Annotated in this window: 23 protein-coding genes; 15 read left to right on the top strand and 8 right to left on the bottom strand. The window is 72.3% G+C overall.

The window, feature by feature from the left end; genetic code table 11:
- Nucleotides 1-173: 173 nt before the first annotated feature.
- Entirely contained in the window at nucleotides 174-1,715 is a 1,542-nt protein-coding gene (locus ACFXGX_RS25015; protein ID WP_384795097.1) for a DUF4331 domain-containing protein, read from the bottom strand.
- Between the two features lie 283 nt (nucleotides 1,716-1,998).
- Between ACFXGX_RS25015 and ACFXGX_RS25010 the strand changes: the two genes are divergently transcribed.
- From ACFXGX_RS25010 to ACFXGX_RS25000, 3 genes are all read left to right on the top strand, one after another.
- Nucleotides 1,999-2,541, top strand: a complete 543-nt coding sequence (locus ACFXGX_RS25010; RefSeq protein WP_384795140.1) for a sigma-70 family RNA polymerase sigma factor — start codon at nucleotides 1,999-2,001, stop codon at nucleotides 2,539-2,541.
- A gap of 55 nt (nucleotides 2,542-2,596) precedes the next feature.
- A complete protein-coding gene (locus ACFXGX_RS25005) occupies nucleotides 2,597-3,385 on the top strand; it encodes an anti-sigma factor domain-containing protein (RefSeq protein ID WP_384795095.1) in 789 nt (262 codons plus the stop codon).
- A gap of 115 nt (nucleotides 3,386-3,500) precedes the next feature.
- Entirely contained in the window at nucleotides 3,501-3,770 is a 270-nt protein-coding gene (locus ACFXGX_RS25000; protein ID WP_384795093.1) for a hypothetical protein, read from the top strand.
- A gap of 156 nt (nucleotides 3,771-3,926) precedes the next feature.
- On the opposite strand, the gene ACFXGX_RS24995 is transcribed toward ACFXGX_RS25000, so the two are convergent.
- The 4 genes from ACFXGX_RS24995 to hmgA form a co-directional block, all read right to left on the bottom strand.
- The gene (locus tag ACFXGX_RS24995) at nucleotides 3,927-5,135 is read right to left on the bottom strand and encodes a CaiB/BaiF CoA transferase family protein (RefSeq protein WP_384795091.1); all 1,209 of its coding nucleotides are present in this window, start codon (nucleotides 5,133-5,135) and stop codon (nucleotides 3,927-3,929) included.
- A gap of 70 nt (nucleotides 5,136-5,205) precedes the next feature.
- Nucleotides 5,206-6,420 carry a type ISP restriction/modification enzyme gene (locus ACFXGX_RS24990; protein ID WP_384795089.1) on the bottom strand — a complete coding sequence of 405 codons (1,215 nt, stop codon included), beginning with the start codon at nucleotides 6,418-6,420 and terminating at the stop codon, nucleotides 5,206-5,208.
- A 41-nt stretch (nucleotides 6,421-6,461) separates the two neighbouring features.
- Complete coding sequence (locus ACFXGX_RS24985; protein ID WP_355769767.1) at nucleotides 6,462-7,211, bottom strand: GntR family transcriptional regulator; 750 nt, start codon at nucleotides 7,209-7,211, stop codon at nucleotides 6,462-6,464.
- 49 nt (nucleotides 7,212-7,260) lie between these two features.
- A complete protein-coding gene (hmgA, locus tag ACFXGX_RS24980; RefSeq protein ID WP_384795087.1) occupies nucleotides 7,261-8,601 on the bottom strand; it encodes a homogentisate 1,2-dioxygenase in 1,341 nt (446 codons plus the stop codon).
- Between the two features lie 192 nt (nucleotides 8,602-8,793).
- Here hmgA and ACFXGX_RS24975 point away from each other — a divergent pair, with 192 nt between their 5' ends.
- From ACFXGX_RS24975 to ACFXGX_RS24940, 8 genes are all read left to right on the top strand, one after another.
- Complete coding sequence (locus ACFXGX_RS24975) at nucleotides 8,794-9,303, top strand: hypothetical protein (RefSeq protein ID WP_384795085.1); 510 nt, start codon at nucleotides 8,794-8,796, stop codon at nucleotides 9,301-9,303.
- 239 nt (nucleotides 9,304-9,542) lie between these two features.
- Nucleotides 9,543-10,160 (top strand): TetR family transcriptional regulator, encoded by a 618-nt coding sequence (locus tag ACFXGX_RS24970; RefSeq protein ID WP_384795083.1) that lies wholly within the window; start codon nucleotides 9,543-9,545, stop codon nucleotides 10,158-10,160.
- 92 nt (nucleotides 10,161-10,252) lie between these two features.
- On the top strand, nucleotides 10,253-12,562 hold the full coding sequence (locus ACFXGX_RS24965; protein ID WP_384795081.1) for a molybdopterin oxidoreductase family protein: 2,310 nt from the start codon (nucleotides 10,253-10,255) through the stop codon (nucleotides 12,560-12,562).
- Nucleotides 12,563-12,714: 152 nt separating this feature from the next.
- Entirely contained in the window at nucleotides 12,715-13,488 is a 774-nt protein-coding gene (locus ACFXGX_RS24960) for a hypothetical protein (protein ID WP_384795079.1), read from the top strand.
- A gap of 87 nt (nucleotides 13,489-13,575) precedes the next feature.
- Nucleotides 13,576-14,268 (top strand): class F sortase, encoded by a 693-nt coding sequence (locus ACFXGX_RS24955; RefSeq protein WP_384795077.1) that lies wholly within the window; start codon nucleotides 13,576-13,578, stop codon nucleotides 14,266-14,268.
- 239 nt (nucleotides 14,269-14,507) lie between these two features.
- Nucleotides 14,508-15,851: an ABC transporter ATP-binding protein gene (locus ACFXGX_RS24950; RefSeq protein WP_384795075.1), complete on the top strand. Its 1,344-nt coding sequence runs from the start codon at nucleotides 14,508-14,510 to the stop codon at nucleotides 15,849-15,851.
- A gap of 143 nt (nucleotides 15,852-15,994) precedes the next feature.
- Nucleotides 15,995-17,383: an aldehyde dehydrogenase family protein gene (locus tag ACFXGX_RS24945; protein ID WP_384795073.1), complete on the top strand. Its 1,389-nt coding sequence runs from the start codon at nucleotides 15,995-15,997 to the stop codon at nucleotides 17,381-17,383.
- A 10-nt stretch (nucleotides 17,384-17,393) separates the two neighbouring features.
- A complete protein-coding gene (locus ACFXGX_RS24940) occupies nucleotides 17,394-18,476 on the top strand; it encodes a Zn-dependent alcohol dehydrogenase (protein WP_384795071.1) in 1,083 nt (360 codons plus the stop codon).
- A gap of 135 nt (nucleotides 18,477-18,611) precedes the next feature.
- Here the strand turns inward: ACFXGX_RS24940 and ACFXGX_RS24935 are convergent, their stop codons facing one another.
- Both ACFXGX_RS24935 and ACFXGX_RS24930 read right to left on the bottom strand, forming a co-directional pair.
- Nucleotides 18,612-19,685 (bottom strand): DMT family transporter, encoded by a 1,074-nt coding sequence (locus tag ACFXGX_RS24935; RefSeq protein WP_384795069.1) that lies wholly within the window; start codon nucleotides 19,683-19,685, stop codon nucleotides 18,612-18,614.
- 213 nt (nucleotides 19,686-19,898) lie between these two features.
- Entirely contained in the window at nucleotides 19,899-20,540 is a 642-nt protein-coding gene (locus ACFXGX_RS24930; protein ID WP_384795067.1) for a TetR/AcrR family transcriptional regulator, read from the bottom strand.
- An 89-nt stretch (nucleotides 20,541-20,629) separates the two neighbouring features.
- Here ACFXGX_RS24930 and ACFXGX_RS24925 point away from each other — a divergent pair, with 89 nt between their 5' ends.
- From ACFXGX_RS24925 to ACFXGX_RS24915, 3 genes are all read left to right on the top strand, one after another.
- On the top strand, nucleotides 20,630-21,781 hold the full coding sequence (locus ACFXGX_RS24925; RefSeq protein WP_384795065.1) for an acyl-CoA dehydrogenase family protein: 1,152 nt from the start codon (nucleotides 20,630-20,632) through the stop codon (nucleotides 21,779-21,781).
- Nucleotides 21,782-21,846: 65 nt separating this feature from the next.
- Nucleotides 21,847-22,134, top strand: coding sequence for a YiaA/YiaB family inner membrane protein (locus tag ACFXGX_RS24920; RefSeq protein ID WP_384795063.1), 288 nt, complete (start codon nucleotides 21,847-21,849; stop codon nucleotides 22,132-22,134).
- 73 nt (nucleotides 22,135-22,207) lie between these two features.
- Nucleotides 22,208-22,834: a TetR/AcrR family transcriptional regulator gene (locus ACFXGX_RS24915; protein ID WP_384795061.1), complete on the top strand. Its 627-nt coding sequence runs from the start codon at nucleotides 22,208-22,210 to the stop codon at nucleotides 22,832-22,834.
- A gap of 44 nt (nucleotides 22,835-22,878) precedes the next feature.
- Here the strand turns inward: ACFXGX_RS24915 and ACFXGX_RS24910 are convergent, their stop codons facing one another.
- The gene (locus ACFXGX_RS24910; RefSeq protein WP_355773332.1) at nucleotides 22,879-23,340 is read right to left on the bottom strand and encodes a MaoC family dehydratase; all 462 of its coding nucleotides are present in this window, start codon (nucleotides 23,338-23,340) and stop codon (nucleotides 22,879-22,881) included.
- 106 nt (nucleotides 23,341-23,446) lie between these two features.
- Between ACFXGX_RS24910 and soxR the strand changes: the two genes are divergently transcribed.
- The coding region (soxR, locus tag ACFXGX_RS24905) for a redox-sensitive transcriptional activator SoxR (RefSeq protein ID WP_384795059.1) at nucleotides 23,447-23,988 on the top strand (542 nt) is incomplete at its 3' end.

Genomic DNA, 23,988 nt, shown 5'->3' with positions numbered 1-23,988 from the left:
AAGCCCACCACATCTTGTTTTGGTGGGTCGGGGTGTGGGGGGGTGTGGTGGGCGGGGGGCCGCCTGGGTGGGTGGTGTTTGGGGGGGGGGCCCGCGCCAGTAGGTGAGCCGGGTCAGAAGGCCCGGCACCGGGTCAGCAGGCCCGGTGCCAGGTCAGTAGACCCGGTGCCGGGTCAGTACGCCCGGTTGTACATCCGGCGGCGCCACCACAGCAGACCGGAGCCGATGAGCAGGATGCCCGCGGCGCCCGCCGCGGCGGAGCCCGCGACCAGCACGGTGTCGGTGCCGCCGCCGGAACCGGCGCCGGCCGGCTGCAGCGCGTCGCCGAGCTGGCTGCGCACGTCGGTCCCGCTGGTCGTGCCCTTGGCGAGCGCGCCGCGCGAACCCGAGGTCGGCTCGGCCACGTACGGGAACGACTTCTCGAAGCCCTTGTCGTTCTTGTCGACCGCGTCGCCCAAGTCGTTCTTGGAGCCGACCAGTTCACCCTCGACGACCTGGAGCGAGGCGTCGATCACGTCGTCCGTGAGCCGGCGTCCGTTCGGGAAGCCCGCGTTGTCACCGTCGAGGACACCGAGCCGCTTGGGGTGCATGGTCGGCTTGATCGAGGTGTTGAGGCGCAGTTCCTCCGCCGGACGCACGTTCGGCGGCTGGTTGAGGCCCTTGACGCCCTTGAGGAACACGTCGACCAGGTCGTTGCGGGGCTCGGCCGGGGCCTTGATCTTGTAGATCCCCTCGATGAGCTTCGGGAGCTCCGGGTTGGTCACGTTCTTCAGGAACTGGGCGTCCTCCCAGGGCGCGGACGCGTTGAACTTGTCCTTGTCCTTCTGCGGGTTGACGACCTCGTTGACCAGCGGCATGCCGAGGCGCGAGACCTGGCTGTAGTGGCCGCGGGCGTCCCTGCGCTGTGTGGTGGACCAGATGCCGACGATCGGCTGGCCCTCCGACTCGCGGATCATGTCGTTCGGGACCTGCAGGGCTATGGAGTTGACGTTGTAGCCCTTGAGGGTGTCCCGTCCGACCTCGGTCAGGTTCCCGCCGTACAGCAGGTCGAAGACGCGCAGGTCCAGGAAGAACGGGTCGTCCGCCTGGCCGGCGAACGTCGTCGAGCCGCCCGCGAGCTTGGAGATCGCGTGGTGGCGCAGCTTCGCGTAGTCCGGCATCGACGCCTTGCCGACGTTGGACGGAGCGACCGGGACGTCGTCCGCGACCTTGGTCTTCGACACCAGTCGCTGGTTGTGCAGCCGCAGCAGATCGATGTCGTACGTCTGCGTGATGTTGAGGTCCGGGTCGTCGAGGCTGGTGACCGGACCCGTGTTGTAGAGGAACGTGTTGCCGTTCTTGCGGTGCGTCTTGAAGGTGTAGCGGTAGATCAACTCACCTTGCGCGTCACCGTTGTTGTCGATGTGGATGTCGTACTGGGCGTCGTCGGCGAACGTGTAGAAGTTCGGTCCGCCCGCCGGCTCCTCGAAGGGGATCCAGTTCGCCACGATCGTCGTCGTGTCCGGCTTGTCCGGGCTGACGAAGGCGTACACGTCCGTGTTGTCGTACTGGGGAGTGCCCGAGATCAGCGGGGCCTCCCGGTGGCTGGAGGCGGAGGCCGCCCCCGGCGCCAGCGCCGTCGCACCGGCGGCCGCGAGCCCCCCGGCAGCCAGCGCACCGCATACGAGGGTCACGAGAGTCCTGCGACCCGCGCCGCTCCTGGAGATAGGTGTCATGCCGTCCGTCCTCTGTCCAACTTGCCTGACGCACGCCATTCGGAGCGGTCGCCCGGGTGGATTGGTCGAATCCCAAACGTCTTTACGGCGGTTCTCTCAGCTTGTTTCATCTGACGGGTCGGCTTCTTCGGCCGGCGGGGCGGACCGACCGGTCGCGGACACCGGAACTGATCAGCGGAAAACACGCGTTTTCGGCTCGGAGATCCGTAACCCATCCGTAGGCAGGTTCGCTGCGAAGACGTAAGGGAAAGGACGGTCCGTGCACGGCCGCAGAGGGGGACGGGTGGAGGCTGACGAACTACTGGTACTGGTGGCCGGAGGCGACCAGAAGGCGTTCGAGGAGCTGTACGGACTGGTGTCCGGACCGGTGTTCGGACTGGTGCGCCGAGTGGTGCGGGACCCCGCGCAGTCGGAGGAGGTGTCGCAGGAGGTCCTGCTCGAACTCTGGCGCTCCGCGACGCGGTTCGACCCCCGGCGCGGCAGCGCGCTGTCCTGGATCCTCACGCTCGCGCACCGTCGTGCCGTCGACCGGGTGCGCAGCGCCCGCGCGGCCACCGAACGCGAGCAGCGCGAGGGACAGCGCAGCCACCACCCCGCCTTCGACCAGGTCGCCGAGGAGGTCGAGGCCGGGCTCGAACGGGAGTGGGTCCGCCGCTGCCTGGACCGGCTCACCGCCCTGCAGCGGCAGTCCGTCACGCTCGCCTACTACGACGGCTACACCTACCGAGAGGTCGCCGAACGGCTCTCCCTGCCGCTCGGCACTGTCAAGACCCGTATGCGCGACGGGCTCACCCGTCTGCGCGATTGCCTGGGAGGAGTCGCGTGAACGCCACCGACCGCCTGCCGGGCCGTGATCCGAACGGAAGAGAGGGGGGTGCCGCATGAGCGTCCTCGACCGACTGCTGGGCCGCGATCTGCACTCGCTCGCCGCCCCCTACGCCCTCGACGCGCTGGAGGGCGACGAGAAGCGCCGCTTCGAACGCCATCTGAAGGGCTGTGACCGCTGTGCCGAGGAGGTGCGGGCGCTGACGGAGGACGCGGTACGGCTCGCCTGGTCCACGGCGGCTGCCCCGCCGGCCGCGCTGCGCGCGCGGGTGCTGACCGCGATACGGACGACACCCCAGGAACCGGCCGGGCGGGAGCTGCCCCGCGTACGGCCCTCCCATCAGCCCGCGCGGGCGCGTGCCCCCCGGTTCCGTCCGCTGTTCGCCCCTCTCGCCACCGCGACGGCCGCCGCGGCCCTCGTCGTCGCCGCGCTCTTCGCCGTGCAGGCGACCCAGGCACGCGACGACCTGAACCAGGAGCGCGCCCAGGCGCGTGAGATCGCCCACGTTCTCGCGGCGCCGGACGCGCGGGCGACCGGTGAACGGGACGCCCGGGGCCGCGGAATCGGAGTAGTGGCCTCCGCGTCGGAGCGGCGCGCCGTCGTGACACTGAGCGGACTCGGCACGCCCTCCGGCGGACGCGTCCATCAGCTCTGGCTCATGCGCCCCAACGAGAAACCGCGTTCTCTCGGTCTCTTCGACGGCGACACGCCCCTCGTCGCCGACGGACTGAACCCGAGCGCGACGTCACTCGCAGTGACCGTCGAGCCTCACGGCGGCTCAGAACAGCCCACAACCGCGCCTGTTGTCCAACTCGCCCTGGAAACGGTTGGATTCGGAGAGTAACCGTCAACCCCCTTATGGGGAAGGTGAATCCTTTGTCCGAGATACACGCGCGCCGCGAGGGGGCGATAGGGTTAGTCTGCCCGGGCCGGGTGGACTTGTACGGGTGGGGAGTGACATGGAACAGATAACGGTGCACAGCAGGGCACGCGTCCCTGCGATCACGTGCGGGAGCAGCGCGACCAGTTCGCGCCTCGACCGACATCTCGCGGTGCTCGGCGGCCCCGCCATACCGCAGCGCGAGACGGTCGAGGCGACGTCACTGATGCGTGAGCTCACGACCCGCGACCACGCGCACGACAGCGGCTCCCTGGGTGCGCGCGTGCGGCGGGTCTCGCTCTTCGCTCCGCTCAGGCGGCTGCGGCGCTCGCTGTTCGGCGACCGCTGACCGCTGTCGGTACCGGCCTTCTCGACCCGCGCTCCGGCGACTCCACCGCACCGGCGCACCGCCGCCCTTCCGCGTCCGTCATCCCCACGGCGGGCGGCGGTGCCCGGTGATCACCACCTCCGGAGCGCGGGTCACCACCGTTTCTGAACCGTGAGCTCAGCGCACCACTCCGTCCCGCCGCAGCTCGGCGACGTCCGCGTCCGTCATGCCCAGCGCCCGCAACACCGCCCCTGTGTGCTCGCCGAGCCGCGGTACGGACCCCATGCGCGCCTCCTCCCCGCCCGGCAGCGTGATCGGAGGCAGCAGCGCCCGCAGCGGTCCGACCGGCGATCCCACCTCCCGCCAGCGGTTCCTGGCCGCGAGCTGCGGATGCTCCGCGACCTCCGTCACGTCCCGCAGCCGGGCGCAGGCGATGCCCGCGGCCTCCAGGCGGGCCACCGCCTCGTCGGCGCCGAGCTTGCCCAGTGCCTCGCCGACCAGGGCGTCCACCCTCTCCCGATGGGCCACCCGCGCCGCGTTCGTCGCGAAGCGCGGATCGTCCGCCGTCTCGGGCCGCCCCACCACCTGCTGGGCGAGCCGTCGCCACTCGCGGTCGTTCTGTACCGACAACAGCACGCGCCCGCCGTCAGCCGTCGAATAGGCGTCGTAGGGAACGATGACGGCGTGGGCGAGGCCCGTACGGGCCGGCGGGGTCCCCTCGTGCATCGCGTGGTGCAGCGGATGCCCCATCCACTCCGCGAGCGCGTCCAGCATCGACACCTCGACCGGGCCCCCGCGCCCGGTCGTGCCGCGCCGCACCAGCGCCGCGAGGACCCCCGAGAACGCGTACATGGCCGCCGCGATGTCCGCGGCCGGGATGCCCGCCTTCACCGGCTGGTCGGGCGTCCCGGTCACCGACACGAGCCCCGCCTCGCACTGCACGAGCATGTCGTAGGCACGCTTGCCGGCGTACGGCCCCGACGGCCCGTAGCCGGAGATGTCCACGGCGATCAGCCGGGGATGCTCGGAACACAGGGTCGCCGCGTCCAGGCCCAGCCGCGCCGCCGCCCCTTGGGCGAGGTTCTGCACGAACACGTCCGCGTCCGCGACGAGACGGCGTACGACGTCGAGCCCGCGCGGGTCCTTCAGATCGAGGGCGAGGGACTCCTTGCCCCGGTTGCACCACACGAAGTGTGAGGCCAGACCCTGGGCCGCGGTGTCGTAGCCGCGCGCGAAGTCCCCGCCGTCGATCCTCTCGACCTTGACGACCCGGGCGCCGAGATCGGCGAGCTGCCGGGTCGCGAAGGGCGCGGCGACGGCTTGTTCGACGGCGACGACGGTGATGCCTTCGAGGGGCAGGGGATCGGGCTGCATGCGATGGATCATGACCCCTGGACATACTTTTGTCATGCACTGATTTCGTGGAGGCGGCCCGGCGGCCGTCCGCCGGCGGATCCTAGATCAGCGCGAACTGACCCTCCGGACCCTCTTCGTGGTGGTCGAGCACCGAGGCCGGGCGGCGCGCCGCGGCCGGGACGGGGAGCACCCCGGCCGTGCGCAGTTCCGTCCGGGTGATTGGTGAGCGCGGCTCCAACGCGGCCTGCCGGGGCCGCAGTTCCGCGAGGAGGGCGAGCACCGTGATGAGTTCGAGGAGTTCGGACGTCCACGCCTGCGGCCAGCCGGCCGGACCGATCGCCTCCAGCGTGCCCGGCTCGCTCGCCCCGGTCCGTGCCGCGAACCACTGTTCCAGCACGCGCACGCCGCCGACCTCGAAGTCCCAGGCCTCGGGCGGCACGGGCGAGATCCTGCCCTCGCCGAGGTGCAGGGACTCCTCGGCGCGGTCGTAGTACGGGTCGGTGAGGAGGGGGCCCGTGGCCGGCCGGGTTCCCTGGGGGAGGGCGGACAGCGGCGCGCGCACGTAGGGGCGCCGGCCGCCGGGGAGTTTGGGGCGCTCGCCGTCGCGCCGCATCAGCCGCAGCATGTGCCGCCCCAACTCGACGCCGTACGACCACACGTCCGGGTCGGCGGTGAGCGGGACCAGGCAGCCGTCCCGGCCGTGCCGCGCGGCCGCCACCGTCCAGGCGAGGACGTCGACGGGCGCGGGCGTGTCTCCGAGACGCGCGCCCAGATACTCCAACAGGCCGGGCGCCAGGTTCGGTTCGCGGCCACCGGGGCGCCGGTAGAGGGGCCGCACCCGGCCGCCGCGGCCCGCGCTCAGCGGCAGCACGGACGCCGCCAGCAGGGCCGGGCCGGAGGACTCGGGCACCGGGGTCTGCTCGACCGTGAAGACCTGCTCCCCGCCCGCCACCCGCCACAGCTCGGGGCGGGCCGAGTCGATCAGCCTGTGGTCGGGAATCAGCCACTGCTCGTCGAAGGGGGCGCTCAGCACGCGCACCGGCGCCGGGCAGGGGTCCGACACCCGTGCGAGGCGGGCCGTCCCGCTGGACTGGCCCGGGAGCTGGGCGACCGCGGAGTGCGTCGTGCGCGCCCGCGTCGGCCCGAACAGTGCCTCGCGGTCCTCCCCCTCGGCCCGTACGAGGGCGTCCCAGCGTGCCTTCAGGGAAGCCGCGTCGGGGGCCGTCGGCCACCTCCGGCCCAGCCTCGGCGGTGCGACGGACCACGGCATGAGATCCGCGAGCAGCGGAGCGGCGTCGGACGTCACGCTCGGCATCGTACGACGCGGGCGCCGCCCTCCGTCCCCGTACGCCATCGTCAGTGTGCGTCGAGGGTGACCGTGAACGAGAAGCGGTCGCCCCGGTAGTGGATGACGGCCACGTCCAGCGCCTGCCCGTCCGTGCCGTGGATGACGCCCGTGTAGCGCAGGATCGGGCTGAGCAGCGGTACTTGGAGCAGCCGCGCGGTCTCCGGGTCCGCGAGCGTGGCCTCGACCGTGTCGGTGATCCGGCTGATGCCGACGCCGAGCACGTCCCGCAGCACCTTGGTCATCGGCCAGCGGATCAGATCCTCCCGGTCGATCCGGTCGGCCAGCTCCGGCCGGAGGTAGTTGCGCGCGTGGTTCGTCGGCTCGCCGGTCGTCTCGTCGCTGCGCAGCCGGTGGTACGTCGCCACCTCGTCCACATCCGGGAAGAATTCCGCCAGTTCGCCGGAAACCGGCGCCTTCCCCTGGTCCAGCAACTCGGTCGTCATGCCCGACTGCTGGGCCACGATCGCGTCCACCGAGCCGAGCAGCCGCACCGGGGCGCCCCGCCGGGCGCTCGGCTCGATGAACGTGCCCCGTCGGCGGTGCCGGGTGATGAGACCCTCGACCTCCAGTTCCTTGAGCGCCTGGCGCATGGTCAGCACGCTCACCCCGTAGTGCCCCGCGAGCTGCTCCTCGGTGGGCAGGCGCAGGGGATCCTGAGGGGTGCGGCCGAGTATGGAGGCGCGCAGGGACTGCGACACCTGATACCACAGCGGCAGCTTGCGGTTCAGGACGATCGAATCGGGAGCGAAGGAGGTCACGAGGGTATCCGTACCGGTCGCGGGCGTGGAAGGCAACGGCCGGTGCCGCTCAGCCGGCGGGACGGAAGTGCCGTCCGAGCCCCTTCCACACGTTGTCGTAGCCCCGCTGGAGATGGTCCGCCCCGGCCGCCTGGGCCGTCGCGGTCACCGGCCACCGGGTCTCGAACATGAACGCCAGGCCGTCGTCGATCTTCTGCGGCTTCAGCTCGGCGGCGCCGGCGCGGAGGAAGGTCTCCTCGTCCGGTCCGTGCGCCGACATCATGTTGTGCAGCGAGCCGCCGCCCGGCACGAAGCCCTCCGCCTTCGCGTCGTACGCGCCCTCGATGAGGCCCATGTACTCGCTCATCACGTTCCGGTGGAAGTACGGGGGCCGGAACGTGTCCTCGCCCACCAGCCAGCGCGGCGCGAACACGACGAAGTCGACACCGGCCAGCCCGGGGGTGTCGGACGGCGAGGTGAGCACCGTGAAGATCGAGGGGTCCGGGTGGTCGTAGCTGATGGAGCCGATCACATTGAAACGGTGCAGGTCGTAGACGTACGGCACATGGTTGCCGTGCCAGGCGACGACGTCCAGCGGCGAGTGGTCGTACGTCGTCGTCCAGAGGTTGCCGCAGAACTTGTTCACCACCTCGACCGGGCCCTCGACGTCCTCGTACGCGGCGACCGGGGCGAGGAAGTCACGGGCGTTGGCGAGGCCGTTGGCGCCGATCGGGCCGAGGTCGGGGAGCTGGAAGGGCGCCCCGTAGTTCTCGCACACATAACCCCGGGAGCCGCGGCCGCGCCCGCCCTCCGGTGCCGCGTCCAGCAGCTCCACCCGGAAGCGCACCCCCCGGGGGATCAGCGCGATCTGGCCCGGTTCCACACGCAGCAGGCCGAACTCGGTGCGCAGCAGCAGCCCGCCGCGCTCCGGCACGATCAGCAGCTCGCCGTCGGCGTCGCTGAACACCCGCTCCATCGACGCGTTGGCGTGGTACAGGTGCACCGCGATGCCGGTGCGCTGACTCGCGTCGCCGTTGCCGCCGAGGGTCCACAGTCCGGCGAGGAAGTCCGTCCCGGCGGGGGGCTCGGGCAGCGGGTTCCAGCGCAGCCGGTTCGGATCCGGCACCGTCTCCGTGAACGGCGCCGTCCGCAGCGCGCCGTTGTCGGCGCGGGTGAACGCGGGGTGCGCGGCCGACGGCCGGATCCGGTACAGCCACGAACGGCGGTTGGACGCCCTCGGCTCGGTGAACGCCGAGCCGCTGAGCTGCTCCGCGTACAGGCCGAGCGGTGCGCGCTGCGGGGCGTTGCGGCCGTGCGGCAGGGCCCCCGGGACCGCCTCCGAGCTGTGTTCGTTGCCGAATCCGGTGAGGTAGGCCAGCCCCTCGGCCGTCTTCCTCGCGTCCCCGCTCATGATCGCTCCCTCGCGCCTGATTCCTATGCATCACCGTAGGATTCCCTTCCGCCCCGCGCAAGAGGCGGACCGGGTCGGGTCGCGGATTGGCCGGATGTGCCAGGGGACTAGTCCTCAAGTGTGTCCACGCGGTCGAAGAACCCGCCTTCAGGGGGATCCGGCCACGATGGGCCTTGTTCTACGCTCCCGCACATGCGGTGGACACGTGCTCTGCTCGCCGCGCTCGCGGTCTGCGCCCTGTCCGGCGGAACCACGGGCTGCGGCACCGGTGACGCGCACGAGCGGGAGACCAGGATCTCGGCCTCGCCCGTGGGCACGTTGCTCGACGAGATGGACGAGGAGGGACGGCTCTACCGTGAGGTGGACAAGAAGGGGGCACCCGAGGTCGCGATCGAGATCCAGCCGGATTCCGCCACCGGCTGGGACGTGCGGCTGACCGTCCGCAACTTCGCCTTCTCGCCCGCGGGTACGCGCGCCGTGCCGGCCGCCGGTCACGGCATCGCCCACCTGTACGTCGACGGCCGTACCGTCGCGCGGCTGCGCGCCGCCGAGTGCCACCTGGCCGAGGACCTGGTGCCGCGCGGCACCCACCACGTCACCGCGCGGCTGTACGCGGACGACGGCACCGTGTGGGCCGTCCGCGGCAAGCCCGTGGAGAGCACGGCCGACATCACGGCCTCGGGTTCCGCCGCGGAGGGCTGACGCCGGCGGCCTCGCGGGCCGGTGCGGAGGGCTGACGCCGACGGCCTCGTAGGCAGGTGCGTTGTACCCGGACGCCCTTCGCGGAAGGCGGGCGTCGTGCGCCCGTACGCCGTCGGCGGCGGTGGGCCCGGGGCGCGCCGCGCGGTCATGGCACGGGGACGCCCGCCGGAAATGAGTGGTCACGGCACGCAGGTGCGTACTGATGGGCGAGGTTCACCTGACCCCGGCGGAAAGGCATCATGAAGAGCGTGCCCCATGCGACATCGCTCCGCAGAGCGCCCGTACAGCGGCGTAGCGCAGAACGACTGACCAGAATCCTCGACGCCTGTGCCGACCTCCTCGACGAGGTGGGCTACGACGGGCTGAGCACACGGGCCGTGGCCCAGCGGGCCGGAGTGCCCATCGGCTCCGTCTACCGCTTCTTCGGCAACAAGCGGGCGATGGCCGACGCGCTCGCCCAGCGCAACCTGGAGCTCTACACCGAGCGCGTCGGCCAGAGCCTGCGCGAGGCGGACGGGGGAGACTGGCGGGTCGCGATGGACGCGGTGCTCGACGAATACCTGGCCATGAAGCGCACCGCGCCGGGCTTCTCCCTCGTCGACTTCGGCAATCAGATACCCGTCGGCGCCCGGTACGCCGAGCCCAACACCCGGGTCGCCGACCGTCTCACCGACCTGCTCTCCGGCTATCTCGGCCGCACCCCGGACGACGATCTGCGCCGGTGCTTCCTCGTGGCCGTCGAGAGCGCCGACACCCTGGTCCACCTCGCCTTCCGGGTCGATCCGGAGGGGGACGAACGGATCATCGAGGAGACGCGCGAGCTCCTGCGGGCGTACCTGGCCAGGGTCCTCGACTAGTCAGGTCCCCGGCCCCGGGGGCCGTTGCCGTCCGCGCGCGGAAATCCGACGTGACCACTGTCATGCCCTCCCCGTCATGCGTACCGGTCGGTATGCTCGCTCGCGTCCGTGTGCCACCACAGCCACCGTCTCCGGGAGGACCCGTGTCCCGTACCTCCGGCACCACCCCCGACTCCCGAACCGCGCTGCGCGTCTGCCCCCTGTGCGAAGCCACCTGCGGGCTCACCCTGACCATCGAGGGCACCCGGGTGACCGGCGCCCGGGGTGACCGCGACGACGTGTTCAGCAAGGGCTTCATCTGCCCGAAGGGCGCCTCCTTCGGCGCGGCCGACGGCGACCCCGACCGGCTGCGCACCCCCCTCGTCCGCGAGGACGGCGAACTGCGCGAGGCCACCTGGGAGGAGGCCTTCGACGCCGTGGCCGCCGGACTGCGCCCGGTCGTCGAGCGGTACGGGCCGCACGCCCTCGGCGTCGTCCTCGGCAACCCGAACGTGCACACCATGGCAGGCGCCCTCTACCCGGCCGTCCTGCTCGGCGCCCTGCGCACGCACAGCGTCTTCTCCGCCTCCACGCTCGACCAGATGCCCAAGCACGTGTCGAGCGGCCTGCTGTACGGAGACGCCAACGCGATCCCCGTGCCGGACCTGGACCACACCGACCACCTGCTGCTCATCGGCGCCAACCCGCTGGAGTCCAACGGAAGTCTGTGTACCGCCCCCGACTTCCCCGGCCGGCTCCGCGCGCTGCGGGCCCGCGGCGGCACGCTGACCGTCATCGACCCGCGTCGCACCCGCACGGCCAAGCTCGCCGACCGCCACGTGTCCATCCGTCCCGGCACCGACGCGATGCTCCTCGCGGCGATGGCGTACGTCCTGTTCGAGGAGAAGCTCGTCGACGTCGGCGCGCTCGCCCCGCACGTCCAGGGCGTCGACGAACTCCCGGACGTGCTGCGGGACTTCACCCCCGAGGCGGCGAGCGCGGCCTGCGACGTGGAGGCCGGCACGATCCGGGAGCTGGCGCGCGAGCTGGCCGCGGCGCCCACCGCCGCCGTCTACGGCCGCATCGGCAGCTGCACCGTCCCGCACGGCACCCTGGCGAGCTGGCTGGTGGACGTCCTCAACATCCTCACCGGCAACCTCGACCGTCCCGGCGGCGCCCTCTTCCCGACGGCCGCCACCGACCGGACCCCCCGTCCGGCGGGTCCCGGTCACGGCTTCGCCCTCGGCCGCTGGCACAGCCGCGTGAGCCGGCACCCGGAGGCCAAGGGCGAACTGCCCCTGGCCGCCCTCGCGGAGGAGATAGACACCCCGACCGAGGACGGCAGCCCGGTCCGCGCCGTCATCGCCGTCGCCGCCAACCCCGTCCTGTCCGCGCCCGACGGCCTCCGGCTCGACAAGGCCCTCGAATCGCTGGACTTCATGGTCAGCGTCGACCCGTACCTCAACGAGACCTCGCGCCACGCCCACGTCGTCCTGCCGCCGCCCCCGCCCTCCCGGAGCGCGCACCACGACTTCGCGTTCAACACCCTGGCCGTCCGCAACCAGGTCCGCTACAACCGCCCCGCCGTCCCCCTGGAGGAGGGCCGGATGGCGGAGACCGAGATCCTCGCCCGGCTCGTCCTCGCCGCGACCGGCATGCACGGCGCCGACCCGTCCGCCGTGGACACCATGGTCGTCGAGAGCACCCTCGCCAAGACGGTCGGGGACACCGCCTCGCCGGTGCACGGACGCGACCCGCGGGAACTCGCCGCCGCCCTCACCGGCGAGAACGGCCCCGAGCGCCGGCTCGACATGATGCTGCGCCTCGGCCCGTACGGCGACGGCTTCGGCGCGCGCCCCGACGGCCTGACCCTGGACCGGCTGCTGGCGCACCCGCACGGCATCGACCTCGGACCGCTCGCCTCCTGCCTGCCGCGCCGGCTCAAGACCCGCAGCGGGAAGATCGAGCTGCTTCCCGAGCCGATAGCGGCCGATCTGCCGCGGCTGCGGGACGCGCTGCGCGAACGCCCGGCGGCGATCGTCCTCGTCGGCCGCCGTCATCTGCGCTCCAACAACAGCTGGATGCACAACGTCCCCGCGCTCACCGGCGGTTCCAACCGCTGCACCCTGCACGTCCACCCCGACGACGCCGCCCGGCTGGGGCTCGCGGACGGGTCGGCCGTGCGCGTCAAGGGCGCCGGGGGAGAGGTGACCGCGCCGGTGGAGGTCACCGACACCGTTCGGCGCGGGGTGGTGAGTCTGCCGCACGGCTGGGGGCACGACCGTCCCGGCACCCGGATGAGCCACGCCTCCCTGGACCCCGGCGTCAACGTCAACCAGCTTCTCGACGGCTCGCTGCTCGACCCGCTGTCCGGAACGGCGGTCCTCAACGGGGTGCCCGTGGAGCTGATGGCCTGCCCCTGATCCGGCACCCGGGCGGTGGGGCGCGCTTGCGCCGGTAGAGCGATAGCTGACGGGGGTCCGGGCGCAGTTGCGGCCCTGGGCGGATCTTCTGTGAGAAGTAGTCAGATGACCTGAAATTTATATGAAAATCATCTGACTCGGAGGAGCCTCGCATGTCCACCCCGTCCCTCATCGCGCCACAACGCGGCGCAGGCGCCCTCTCCGTGCCCCGGCGCGGTGCCGGTGTCCTCGCCGCCCTCGCGGTCGCGGGCACCGCTCTCCTCGGTGCCCCGGCCGCCGTCGCCGCCCCCGGTGACAACGGTGACGTCAAGGTCCACGACGCGAACACGCCGTTCGACAACCAGCGGGACGATCCGACGGTCTGCCGGTTCTACCTCGACGGCTTCAACCTCGACGCGGGGCAGCAGATCTCCTGGTCGATCGCGCACCAGCCCGGCGCCGCGGGCGACCCCGTCCTGGCGGGCACGCTGTCCGCGTCCCAGACCGGGCGCGCCGGGACCCGCATCTTCACCCTGCCCGACGACCAGTACAAGCTGACCTGGAACTTCCAGGGCGAGAACGGCGCGGGCAAGAGCAAGGTCTTCAAGGTCGACTGCCCCGTGAGCGCTCCGAGCCCGACGCCGGCCGGGAACGGCGGACCGAGCGGGACACCCGGCCCGCGGGGCGGAGCGGGTGGCGGACCCAGTGCGACGCCCAGTCAGCGGGGCGGCCCCGGCGGTCCTGGCGGCGGCCCCGGTGGACAGCAGGGCGGACCGGGCAGCCAGCAGGGCGGCCAGGGCCCCAACGGCGGACCGCCGGCGGGCGGCGGCGGACTCGCCCACGCGCGGAACTTCTCGCCGGTGGCCGGTGCGGCGGCCGCCGGTCTGGTCGTAGCCGGGGGAGTCGTGTTCCTGCGGCTGCGCCGACGCGGCAATGGCGCCGCGTAGACGACGGAGGCCCTGGCACCGGACGCGCGCCTACCGCCTGACGAGGACCCTGATGGTCGCCGTCGCGCTGGTGGTGGGCGGCGTCTGGTGGGCAGGGGGCGACGACGAGCCCGCCGGGACGGTGGCGTCCGGAGCCGCACACGACGACGGCGCCGCCTCCCGGGCGCCGTCCGGGAAGGCGGGCACCGGGCACACGCCGGACGCCCGCCCCGGCGGCGACGCGCACGGCCGGCGGCGGCATCCGGCCGGGCCGCCCACCGGGCGGCCCGGCCCGCACCCCGGCCCGCATCCCCGCCCGCACCCCTGCCGCGCTCCCGTGCCGCCTCCCTGCGCATCCCCTCCCTCGGTGTCGACGCACCGGTCATCGGTCTTCGGCTGGACCGCGAACGACGGCTCACCGCCCCGCCCGTGGACGACCCGAAGCCCGTCGGCTGGTACACGAACGGCCCCTCGCCGGGCGAGCGCGGCACGGCCCTCGTCGTCGGCCATCGCGACACCCGGACGGGACCCGCCGTCTTCGCCCCGCTCGAACGCATCCGTCCCGGCGCGCGCGTCGAGGCACGGCGCGTGGACGGGCGGACCGCCGTCTATACGGTGGACGTCGTACGCACGTACGCGAAGGCACACTTCCCCGACCAGGAGGTGTACGGCGACCGCGGGCGCCCCGAACTGCGCCTGATCACCTGCGGCGGCGCCTTCGACCGAAAGAGCGGATACGCCGCCAACGTCATCGCCTTCGCCCACCTCACACAGATCCTGGGGCGGGCCGGCCCCCGCTGAGACGAACACCGGTACGGAGTAACGCGGTTGTGCCGACGGCCCCCGTGGTCGTCCCCGGCCCGACCGGTAGCCGATCGTCCGTTTCCGCCCGTACCGAACCCGCCCGTCCGATACCGCCACGTCTCTTCCCCCGGACGTGCGCGGTCCGTTAGCTTCCGTGACTCAAGGTCCCGTACGACCCGTACGGGACGACCGGCCGCGGAGCACCAGCGCCTTGCACGCCCCCGGGGGCACCTGTCATGACACGCGCCATCTCCCTGCACCACGTCAGCAAGTCGTACGCCCGCGGGCCCCGTGCCGTGGAACGGTTCTCGCTGGACATCCGGCCCGGCGAATTCCTCGTGCTGCTCGGCCCCTCGGGCTGCGGCAAGTCGACCGTGCTGAGGATGATCGCGGGACTCGAGGAGGTCACCGAGGGCGAGGTGCGCCTGGACGGGGAGTACTCCAACGACCTGCCGCCCTCCGAGCGGAACATGGCCATGGTGTTCCAGAACTTCGCCCTCTATCCGAGCATGACCAGCCGCGACAACATCGGCTTCCCGCTGCGGATCGAGACGCCCGGTGAGGACCCCCGGGCCCGGGTGGACGCCACCGCCCGGATGCTCGGCATCCAGGACCTCCTCGACCGCTTCCCCAACCAGCTCTCCGGCGGCGAGCGGCAGCGCGTCGCGATGGGCCGGGCGATAGCGCGCCACCCCTCCGCGTTCCTGATGGACGAACCGCTGTCCAACCTCGACGCCAAACTCCGCAACCATCTGCGGGCCGAGATCTCCAAGCTCACCAGGGACCTGGGCGCCACCACGGTCTACGTCACCCACGACCAGGCCGAGGCCATGTCGCTCGGCGACCGGGTCGCCGTGATGCGCGGCGGGGTCCTCCAGCAACTGGGCACGCCCCGCACGGTCTACGCACTGCCCGCGAACGTCTTCGTCGCCGCCTTCATCGGCACCCCGCGGATCAATCTGCTGCGCGGACTCGTCCGGGCCCCGCTCGACGGCGCCATGACGATCAGCCTCGGCAAGCAGTATCTGCGCCTGCCCGAACCCCTCTGTCTGGACCACCAGTTGCTCCGGGTGCAGCAGGGCCGCGAGGTGATCGTCGGGCTGCGCTCAGAGGCCATCCGGCTCGCCAGGCCGTCGCAGGCCCGGCCGGGCGAGGTGGCGATCACCGGTCTGGTCGAGCATGTGGAGTTCCAGGGGCACGAGGTCCTCGTCCACTTCAACACGGGCTCGCGGCCCGCCTTCGTGCCCGATCTGGAGTCGCCGCGCCCGTCCCGCCCGACGCGCCGTCGGCGCCGTGACGGCACCGTCCTGGAGCGGCTGCGGGGGCGCGCCGGGGCGCTGCGGGCCGGACCCGTCGTCGTCCTCGACCATCCCGCGGAGGACGAGGCCGATCACTCCGGGCACACACCGCCCGAGGGGCGGCTGCCCGGCGATCTCGTCGTGCGCACCACGCCCGACATCGACCTCCGCCACGGCATGCAGGTCCCGCTCCTCGTGGACCTGGCCCATCTGTTCGTCTTCGACCGGAGCGGCGAGCGGATCTGCCCGGCGCCGGAGCGGCTGCCCGACCTGGAGGAGTGACTTCCCGGGGCGGGGGGCGCGGGCTCCTCGTGGTGCGGTGACCGTGCCCGTGACCTGCGGTGCGGCAGATCACCCTGGCGCCGCAAAACTATCATCGCTAGTTTAGGGTCCGGACGACGCTGCCCCCGCCCGGGAGGAACACGATGAAGGCACATGACGGCATGTACATCGACGGGGCATGGCGCCCCGCCGCCGGACGCGACACGATCGAGGTCGTGAACCCGGTCGACGAGCAGGTGATCGGCCACGTCCCGGCGGGCACGGCCCTGGACGTCGACACCGCCGTACGCGCCGCGCGTGCCGCGTTCCCCGGCTGGGCCGCCACCCCGCCCGCCGAGCGGGCCGCCCGCCTCACCGCTCTCAGGGATGTCCTGGCCGCCCGCAAGGACGAGATCGCCGAGACCGTCACCGCCGAGCTGGGAGCACCGCTCGCGTTCTCCCAAGCCGTGCACGCGGGCGTCCCGGTGCTGGTCGCCGGCTCCTACGCCGAGCTGGCGGCGACGTACGCCTTCGAGGAGAAGGTCGGCAACTCGACCGTCTACCAGGAGCCCGTCGGCGTCGTCGGCGCGATCACGCCCTGGAACTACCCGCTGCACCAGATCGTCGCCAAGGTCGCCCCCGCGCTCGCCGCCGGCTGCACGGTGGTGCTGAAGCCCGCCGAGGACACCCCGCTCACCGCCCAGCTCTTCGCCGAGGCCGTGGCCGAGGCGGGCGTCCCGGCCGGTGTCTTCAACCTCGTCACCGGCCTGGGCCCGGTCGCGGGCCAGGCGCTCGCCGAGCACCCGGACGTCGACCTGGTCTCCTTCACCGGCTCCACGGCGGTCGGCCGGCGGATCGGCGCGACCGCGGGCGCCGCGGTCAAGCGCGTCGCCCTCGAACTCGGCGGCAAGTCCGCCAACGTCATCCTGCCGAGCGCCGACCTCGCCAAGGCCGTGAACGTCGGCGTCGCCAACGTGATGTCCAACTCCGGCCAGACGTGCAGCGCCTGGACCCGGATGCTGGTCCCCGCCGAGCGCTACGACGAGGCGGTCGAGCTCGCCGCGGCCGCAGCCGCGAAGTACGGCGACCGCATCGGACCCGTCGTCAATGCCAAGCAGCGGGACCGGGTGCGCGGTTACATCGAGAAGGGCGTCGCCGAGGGCGCGCGGCTCGTCGCGGGCGGGCCCGAATCCCCGCGCGAACAGGGCTACTTCGTCAGCCCCACCGTCTTCGCCGACGTCACCGAGCAGATGACGATCGCGCAGGAGGAGATCTTCGGACCGGTCCTGTCGATCCTGCGCTACGAGGACGAGGAGGACGCCCTGCGGATCGCCAACGGCACCGTGTACGGGCTCGCGGGCGCGGTGTGGGCGGGCGAGGAGTCCGAGGCGGTCGCCTTCGCACGGCGGCTCGACACCGGCCAGGTCGACATCAACGGCGGTCGCTTCAACCCCCTGGCCCCCTTCGGGGGTTACAAGCAGTCGGGCGTGGGGCGCGAACTCGGCGCCCACGGCCTGTCCGAGTACCTCCAGACCAAGTCCCTCCAGTTCTAGGAGCGTTCACGTGGTTCGCGCCGCCGTCCTTCCCGCCGTGGGTGCCCCGCTGGAGATCGCCGAGATCGAACTCCCCGATCCCGGACCGGGCCAGGTCCGGGTGAGACTCGCCGCCGCCGGGGTCTGCCACTCCGACCTGTCCCTGACCAACGGCACCATGCGGGTGCCGGTGCCCGCCGTGCTCGGCCACGAGGGCGCCGGCACCGTCGTCGCCGTCGGCGAGGGCGTCGGTCAGGTCGCCCCCGGCTCCCGTGTCGTCCTCAACTGGGCTCCCTCCTGCGGGAGTTGTCATGCCTGCTCGCTGGGCGAGGTGTGGCTGTGCGCCGACGCGCTCACCGGCGCGGGATCCGTGTACGCCCGCCGCGCCTCCGACGGGAGCGATCTGCATCCCGGCCTGAACGTCGCCGCGTTCGCGGAGGAGACGGTGGTGCCGGTCTCCTGCGTCCTGCCCGCCCCGGACGGCATCCCGCTCACCGAGGCCGCCCTGCTCGGCTGCGCCGTCCTCACCGGCTACGGCGCCGTCCACCATTCCGCCCAGGTCCAGCCGGGCGAGAGCGTCGCCGTGTTCGGGGCCGGCGGGGTCGGGCTCGCCGTCCTGCAGGCCGCCCGGATCGCGGGCGCCTCGAAGATCGTCGCGGTGGACGTCTCGTCCGAGAAGGAGTCCCTCGCCCGTGAGGCCGGGGCCACCGACTACGTCGTCGCCTCCGACACCACCGCCCGCGACATCCGCGCCCTGACCGGCGGTCACGGCGTCGACGTCGCCGTCGAGTGCGTCGGCCGCGCCGTCACCATCCGTACCGCCTGGGAGTCGACCCGGCGCGGTGGCCGCACCACCGTCGTCGGTATCGGCGGCAAGGACCAGCAGGTCACGTTCAACGCCCTGGAGCTCTTCCACTGGGGCAGGACCCTCGCCGGCTGCGTGTACGGCAACTCCGACCCGGCACGCGATCTCCCGGTACTCGCCGAGCACGTACGCGCGGGCCGGCTGGACCTCGGCGGCCTGGTCACCGACCGCATCGCCCTGGACGGCATCCCGGCGGCCTTCGACAACATGATCGCGGGCAAGGGGGGCCGTGCTCTGGTGGTCTTCTAGACGCGTCTTTCAGAGGCGGCCGCCTGCGGCTGATGCCTCCGAAAGACGCCCACGGCTGATGCCTCCGAAAGACGCCCACGGCTGATGCCTCCGGGCCGCCTCGGAAGGACGCGCGAGTCCCGAGGCGGCCCGCGATCAGGCCTCTTCGGTCCGGCTTCCCGCCCCCGCACCCGTCGTCGGCGCCGGAGCACCGGCCTGAGCCGGACCCGGAGTCGCGCCCGCGGTCGGGTCCGGCGCGGGTGCCGCACCGGGCACGGCGGCCGTTCCGGCGGCGGCACCCGGCACGGCCGGCTTCACGGGGGCCGGTTCCCGGCGCGGCCGGGACCGCGACACCGCCACACCCGCCAGACACAGCAGCCCGCCGGCCAGCGTCAGCAGACCCGGGACCTCGTCGAGGAAGAGCCAGGACATCAGCACCACCAGGGCGGGCACCGCGTACGTCGTCGCGCCCATGCGGCTCGCACTCGTCCGGGACAGGGCGTACGCCCAGGTCGTGAAGGCCAGCGCGGTCGGGAAGACGCCCAGATAGACCATGTCGAGCGTCGCGGAGACCGGGGCGGCGGCCGCGTCGTGGACGAGCTGTCCCGCGAACGGCAGGCACATCACGGCCCCGACGAGACAGCCGAACGTCGTCACCTGGAGCACGCTCGCCCGTCCGAGCGCCGGCTTCTGCGCGACGACCCCCGCGGCGTACGCGACGGCGGCGAGCAGGCACAGGACGACCCCGAGCACCGAGGAACCGCCGCCACCGGACATCGACAGCCCCACCGCGACCGCGCCCGCGAACGACACCGCCATGCCGGCCAGCAGCCGCGGCGGCATCGCGTCCCCCAGCAGCCGGGCCCCGAGCAGGGCGATCAGGATCGGGCCGATGTTCACCACCAGCGCCGCCGTACCGGCGTCCACCTGCTGCTCGCCCCAGTTCAGGGCGACCATGTAGAACCCGAACCACAGCACCCCGGATATCGCGATGCCGCGCCAGGCACCGCGCGGCGGCAGCCCCTCACCCCGTACGACGCACACGGCACCGAGCACCAGGGCTCCGGCCAGCAGCCGTCCGAGCGCCAGCGCGCCGGGCGAGTACGCGGCGCCCGCGCTGCGGATCGCGACGAAGGCGGAGGCCCACAGTCCGACGGTGACGGTCGCCGCACCGGCGGCGAGCAACTGGGCACGCCGTCCGGGCGGCGTTGCAGGGGAGGTGTTCATCATGTTCCTGAGGCTAGGCGGGTCACCGCGCCCGGTCTCGCGGATTTCGGACGCGCAGGTCGGCGTGGGTCGGCGCAGGTCGGCGTGGGTCCGAGCCCGGAACCGATTCAGGAACCGAGCCCGGAGCCGTGCCCGGAGCCGCTTCCGGAGCCGAGCCCGGTGGCCGGCACGGCGCCGAGCCGCAGGCATGCCGGGTGCCGCCGGGGAGGGCCCCGCTCAGGCTTCCCGGGTCAGCCCCGCGTACTGCACCGCGAGCCCGTCCAGCAGGGCGACGAGTCCCGTTTCGAAGGCCCGCTCGTCGATCTTCTCCTGCTGTTCGGCGAGGAGGTGCGCCTGTCCCAGATGGGGGTAGTCCGCCGGGTCGTAGGCGCTCTCGTCGTCCACGAAGCCGCCGGCGAAGGAACCCAGCGCGGACCCCATGATGAAGTACCGCATCAGCGCCCCGATCGAGGTGGCCAGCGACGGTGGCCAGCCCGCCGCGACCATGGCGCCGAACACGGCGTCCGCGAGCCGGAGTCCGGCCGGCCTGCGGCCCGGCCCGCGCGCGAGGACGGGGACGATGTTCGGGTGGTCGCGCAGGGCCGCGCGGTAGGAGACGGCCCAGTCGTGCAGCGCGGTCCGCCAGTCGCGGCCGTCCTCGAACATCGACAGATCGACCTGCGCGCTCACCGAGTCCGCGACCGCCTCCAGGATCTGGTCCTTGGTGCTGAAGTGGTTGTAGAGAGAGGGCCCGCTCACTCCCAGTTCCGCCGCGAGCCGGCGCGTCGAGACGGCCGCGAGGCCCTCGGCGTCCACCAGTGCCCGTGCCGTCTCGACGATGCGGTCGGTGCTGAGGAGGGGCTTGCGCGGTCGGGCCATGGCGCACATAGTAGGGCTGCACCATGAAACTAGCAGTGCTAATTTAAATGTTCGGCATTCAAAGTCCGCTATCTGTGGGGTGACCCGGCATGAACCTCGGGCTCAGCGATGAGCAGACCGCCGTCCGGCAGCTCGCCAAGGACTTCGTGCGCCGCGAGATCGCCCCGCACGTCGTCGCGTGGGACCGCGCGGAGGACGTCGACCGGTCCATCGTCAAGAAGCTCGGCGAGGTCGGCTTCCTCGGCCTCACCGTCGACGAGGAGTACGGGGGCAGTGGCGGCGACCATCTCGCGTACTGCCTGGTCACCGAGGAGCTCGGGCGCGGGGACTCCTCCGTGCGCGGGATCGTCTCCGTCTCGCTCGGGCTCGTCGCCAAGTCGATCGCCGCCTGGGGGAGCGAGGAGCAGAAGCGGCGCTGGCTGCCGGGGCTGACCTCCGGCGAGTACGTCGGCTGCTTCGGGCTCACCGAACCCGGCACCGGCTCCGACGCGGGCCAGTTGTCGACGCGCGCCGTGCGCGACGGCGACGACTATGTGATCAACGGCAGCAAGATGTTCATCACGAACGGCACCTGGGCCGATGTGGTGCTGCTCTTCGCCCGCTCCACCGACGCCCCGGGCCACAAGGGCGTCTCCGCCTTCCTCGTGCCCACCGACACCCCCGGACTGACCCGCCGCACGATTCACGGCAAGCTCGGGCTGCGCGGCCAGGCCACCGCCGAACTCGCCCTCGAGGACGTACGCGTGCCGGCGAGCGCCATGATGGCGCCCGAGGGCAAGGGTTTCACCGTGGCCATGTCGGCGCTCGCGAAGGGCCGGATGTCGGTGGCCGCGGGCTGCGTCGGCATCGCCCAGGCCGCCCTCGACGCGGCGGTGGCCTACGCGACCGAGCGGGAGCAGTTCGGGAAGACCATCGCCCATCATCAGCTCGTCCAGGAGCTGATCAGCGACATCGCCGTCGACGTGGACGCGGCACGGCTGCTGACCTGGCGGGTCGCCGATCTCGTGGACCGCGGACTGCCGTTCGCGACCGAGTCGTCCAAGGCCAAGCTCTTCGCCTCCGAGGCGGCCGTGCGCGCGGCGAACAACGCCCTCCAGGTCTTCGGCGGTTACGGCTACATCGACGAGTACCCGGTCGGCAAACTGCTGCGCGACGCCCGGGTGATGACCCTCTACGAAGGCACCAGCCAGATACAGAAACTGCTCATCGGACGCGCCCTGACGGGTGTCTCGGCGTTCTGACTCTGAGTACGTGCCTGAGTACGACGGCGGATGTGGCGGCGGCCACGTCCGCCGATCCTTGTCTCATGAGCGAGACACCCGTCAAGCAGCAGAGCACGGCCGCCTTCTACGGACAGGCCGTCGCCTCCTTCGCCATCGCCATGGCGGCCACGTCCGTCGGCATCTACCGGCTGGACACCGGTGCCTGGGTCCGGGCCTTCCTGGCCATCGCGGTCCTGTACCTCGTCACCTCCGCCTTCACCCTGGCCAAGGTGATCAGGGACCGGCAGGAGGCCGGTCAGATAGTGAGCCGGGTCGACCAGGCGCGGCTGGAGAAGCTCCTCGCCGAGCACGACCCTTTCGAGAAGATCTGAGCAGGCGCGCTAAGCGACCGCTCACCTTCGGCGGTATGGTGTAGCTCCTGTCACCGAGAAGGGCGAGTGAGCGATGAGCACGGCGCAGGAGACGTCCGGCGGCGAGATGCAGCCGTGGGCCGAGGTGACCCCGGACGCGGCGCGGCGGCTGCTCGTGGCCGCGGTGGAGGCCTTCGCCGAGCGCGGGTACCACGCGACGACCACCCGGGACATCGCGGGCCGCGCGGGCATGAGCCCGGCCGCCCTGTACATCCACTACAAGACCAAGGAAGAGCTGCTTCACCGGATCAGCCGCATCGGCCACGACAAGGCGCTCGACATCGTGCACACCGCCGCGGCGGCCGAGGGCACGCCGGCCGAACGGCTCTCCGACGCCGTGCGGTCCTTCGTACGGTGGCACGCGGGCCAGCACACCACCGCCCGCGTGGTCCAGTACGAGCTGGAGGCCCTCGGGCCCGACGCCCGCGCGGAGATCATCGCGCTGCGCCGGCAGGTCGACGCGGAGGTCCGCGGCATCATCCAGGACGGTGTCGCGACCGGCGAGTTCGACGTCCCGGACGTCCCCGGCACCACCGTTGCCGTGCTGTCCCTGTGCATCGACGTGGCCCGCTGGTTCAACGTCGAGGGCCCCCGCACGCCGGACGAGGTCGGTGCGCTGTACGCCGACCTGGTCCGGCGGATGGTGGGCTTCAAGGCGTAGCCCCGGCCTGTTCCGGCCCGGCCCTCGGGGCCCGGCCCTCGGTGTCAGAGGTAGTAGCGGGAGACCGACTCCGCGACGCACACCGGCTTGTCGCCGCCCTCGCGTTCCACGGTGAAGGCGAGGGAGACCTGAACGCCGCCGGGCACGTCGTCCACCGCGGTGATCGTCCCGGTGGCGCGCAGCCGCGAGCCGACCGGGACGGGCGCGGGGAAGCGGACCTTGTTCGTCCCGTAGTTGACGCCCATCCTCACGCCCTCGACGCCGATGAGCTGAGGGCCGAAGAGCGGCAGCAGCGACAGGGTGAGATAGCCGTGCGCGATCGTCGTGCCGAACGGACCCGCCGCGGCCTTCTCCGGGTCGACGTGGATCCACTGGTGGTCGCCCGTGGCCTCCGCGAAGAGGTCGATGCGCTTCTGCTCGATCTCGACCCAGTCCGTGTATCCAAGCTGCTCGCCCACGGCGCCCCGCAGTTCCTCGACCGTCGCGAACGTCCTCGGCTCTGCCATGTCCCTGGCCTCCCGCATCTCATAGTCTAAGCGACTGCTTAGCATGGTCGGCCGGGCGGCGCATGTCAACGGACCGGACGGGTGGCGCGGTAGGTAGGTTGGAGGAGTGCCCCAGATCCCCGAGACGGTCCACGAGCTGACCGTCGGACAGTTGTCGGCCCGCAGCGGCGCGGCCGTCTCCGCCCTGCACTTCTACGAGTCCAAGGGCCTGATCAGCAGCCGCCGCACCTCGGGCAACCAGCGCCGCTACCACCGTGACGCGCTGCGCCGTGTCGCCTTCGTCCGGGCCGCCCAGCGCGTCGGCATCCCGCTCGCCACGATCCGGGAGGCGCTGGCCGAACTCCCGGAGGAGCGCACCCCGACGCGCGAGGACTGGGCCCGGCTGTCCCGGGCCTGGCGCTCCGAACTCGACGAGCGCATCAAACAGCTCGGCCGGCTGCGCGACCACCTCACGGACTGCATCGGCTGCGGCTGCCTCTCCCTGGAGACCTGTGTGCTGTCCAACCCCGACGACGTCCTCGGCGAGCGCCGGGCCGGCTCCCGGCTCATGGCGGAGCCGGCCGGGGGGGGGGCGGGGGCCCCCCCCCCGGGGCGGAGGGCGGCGGCGGCGGGGGTCCCCCGGGCCCGCGGGAAAACCGGGCCCGGGGA

Origin of the sequence: Streptomyces sp. NPDC059371, assembly GCF_042751995.1 — a bacterium.
Classification (GTDB): Bacteria; Actinomycetota; Actinomycetes; order Streptomycetales; family Streptomycetaceae; genus Streptomyces.
The sequence above is the reverse complement of the archived record's forward strand: the minus strand, read 5'-3'. Positions and strand labels throughout refer to the sequence as shown.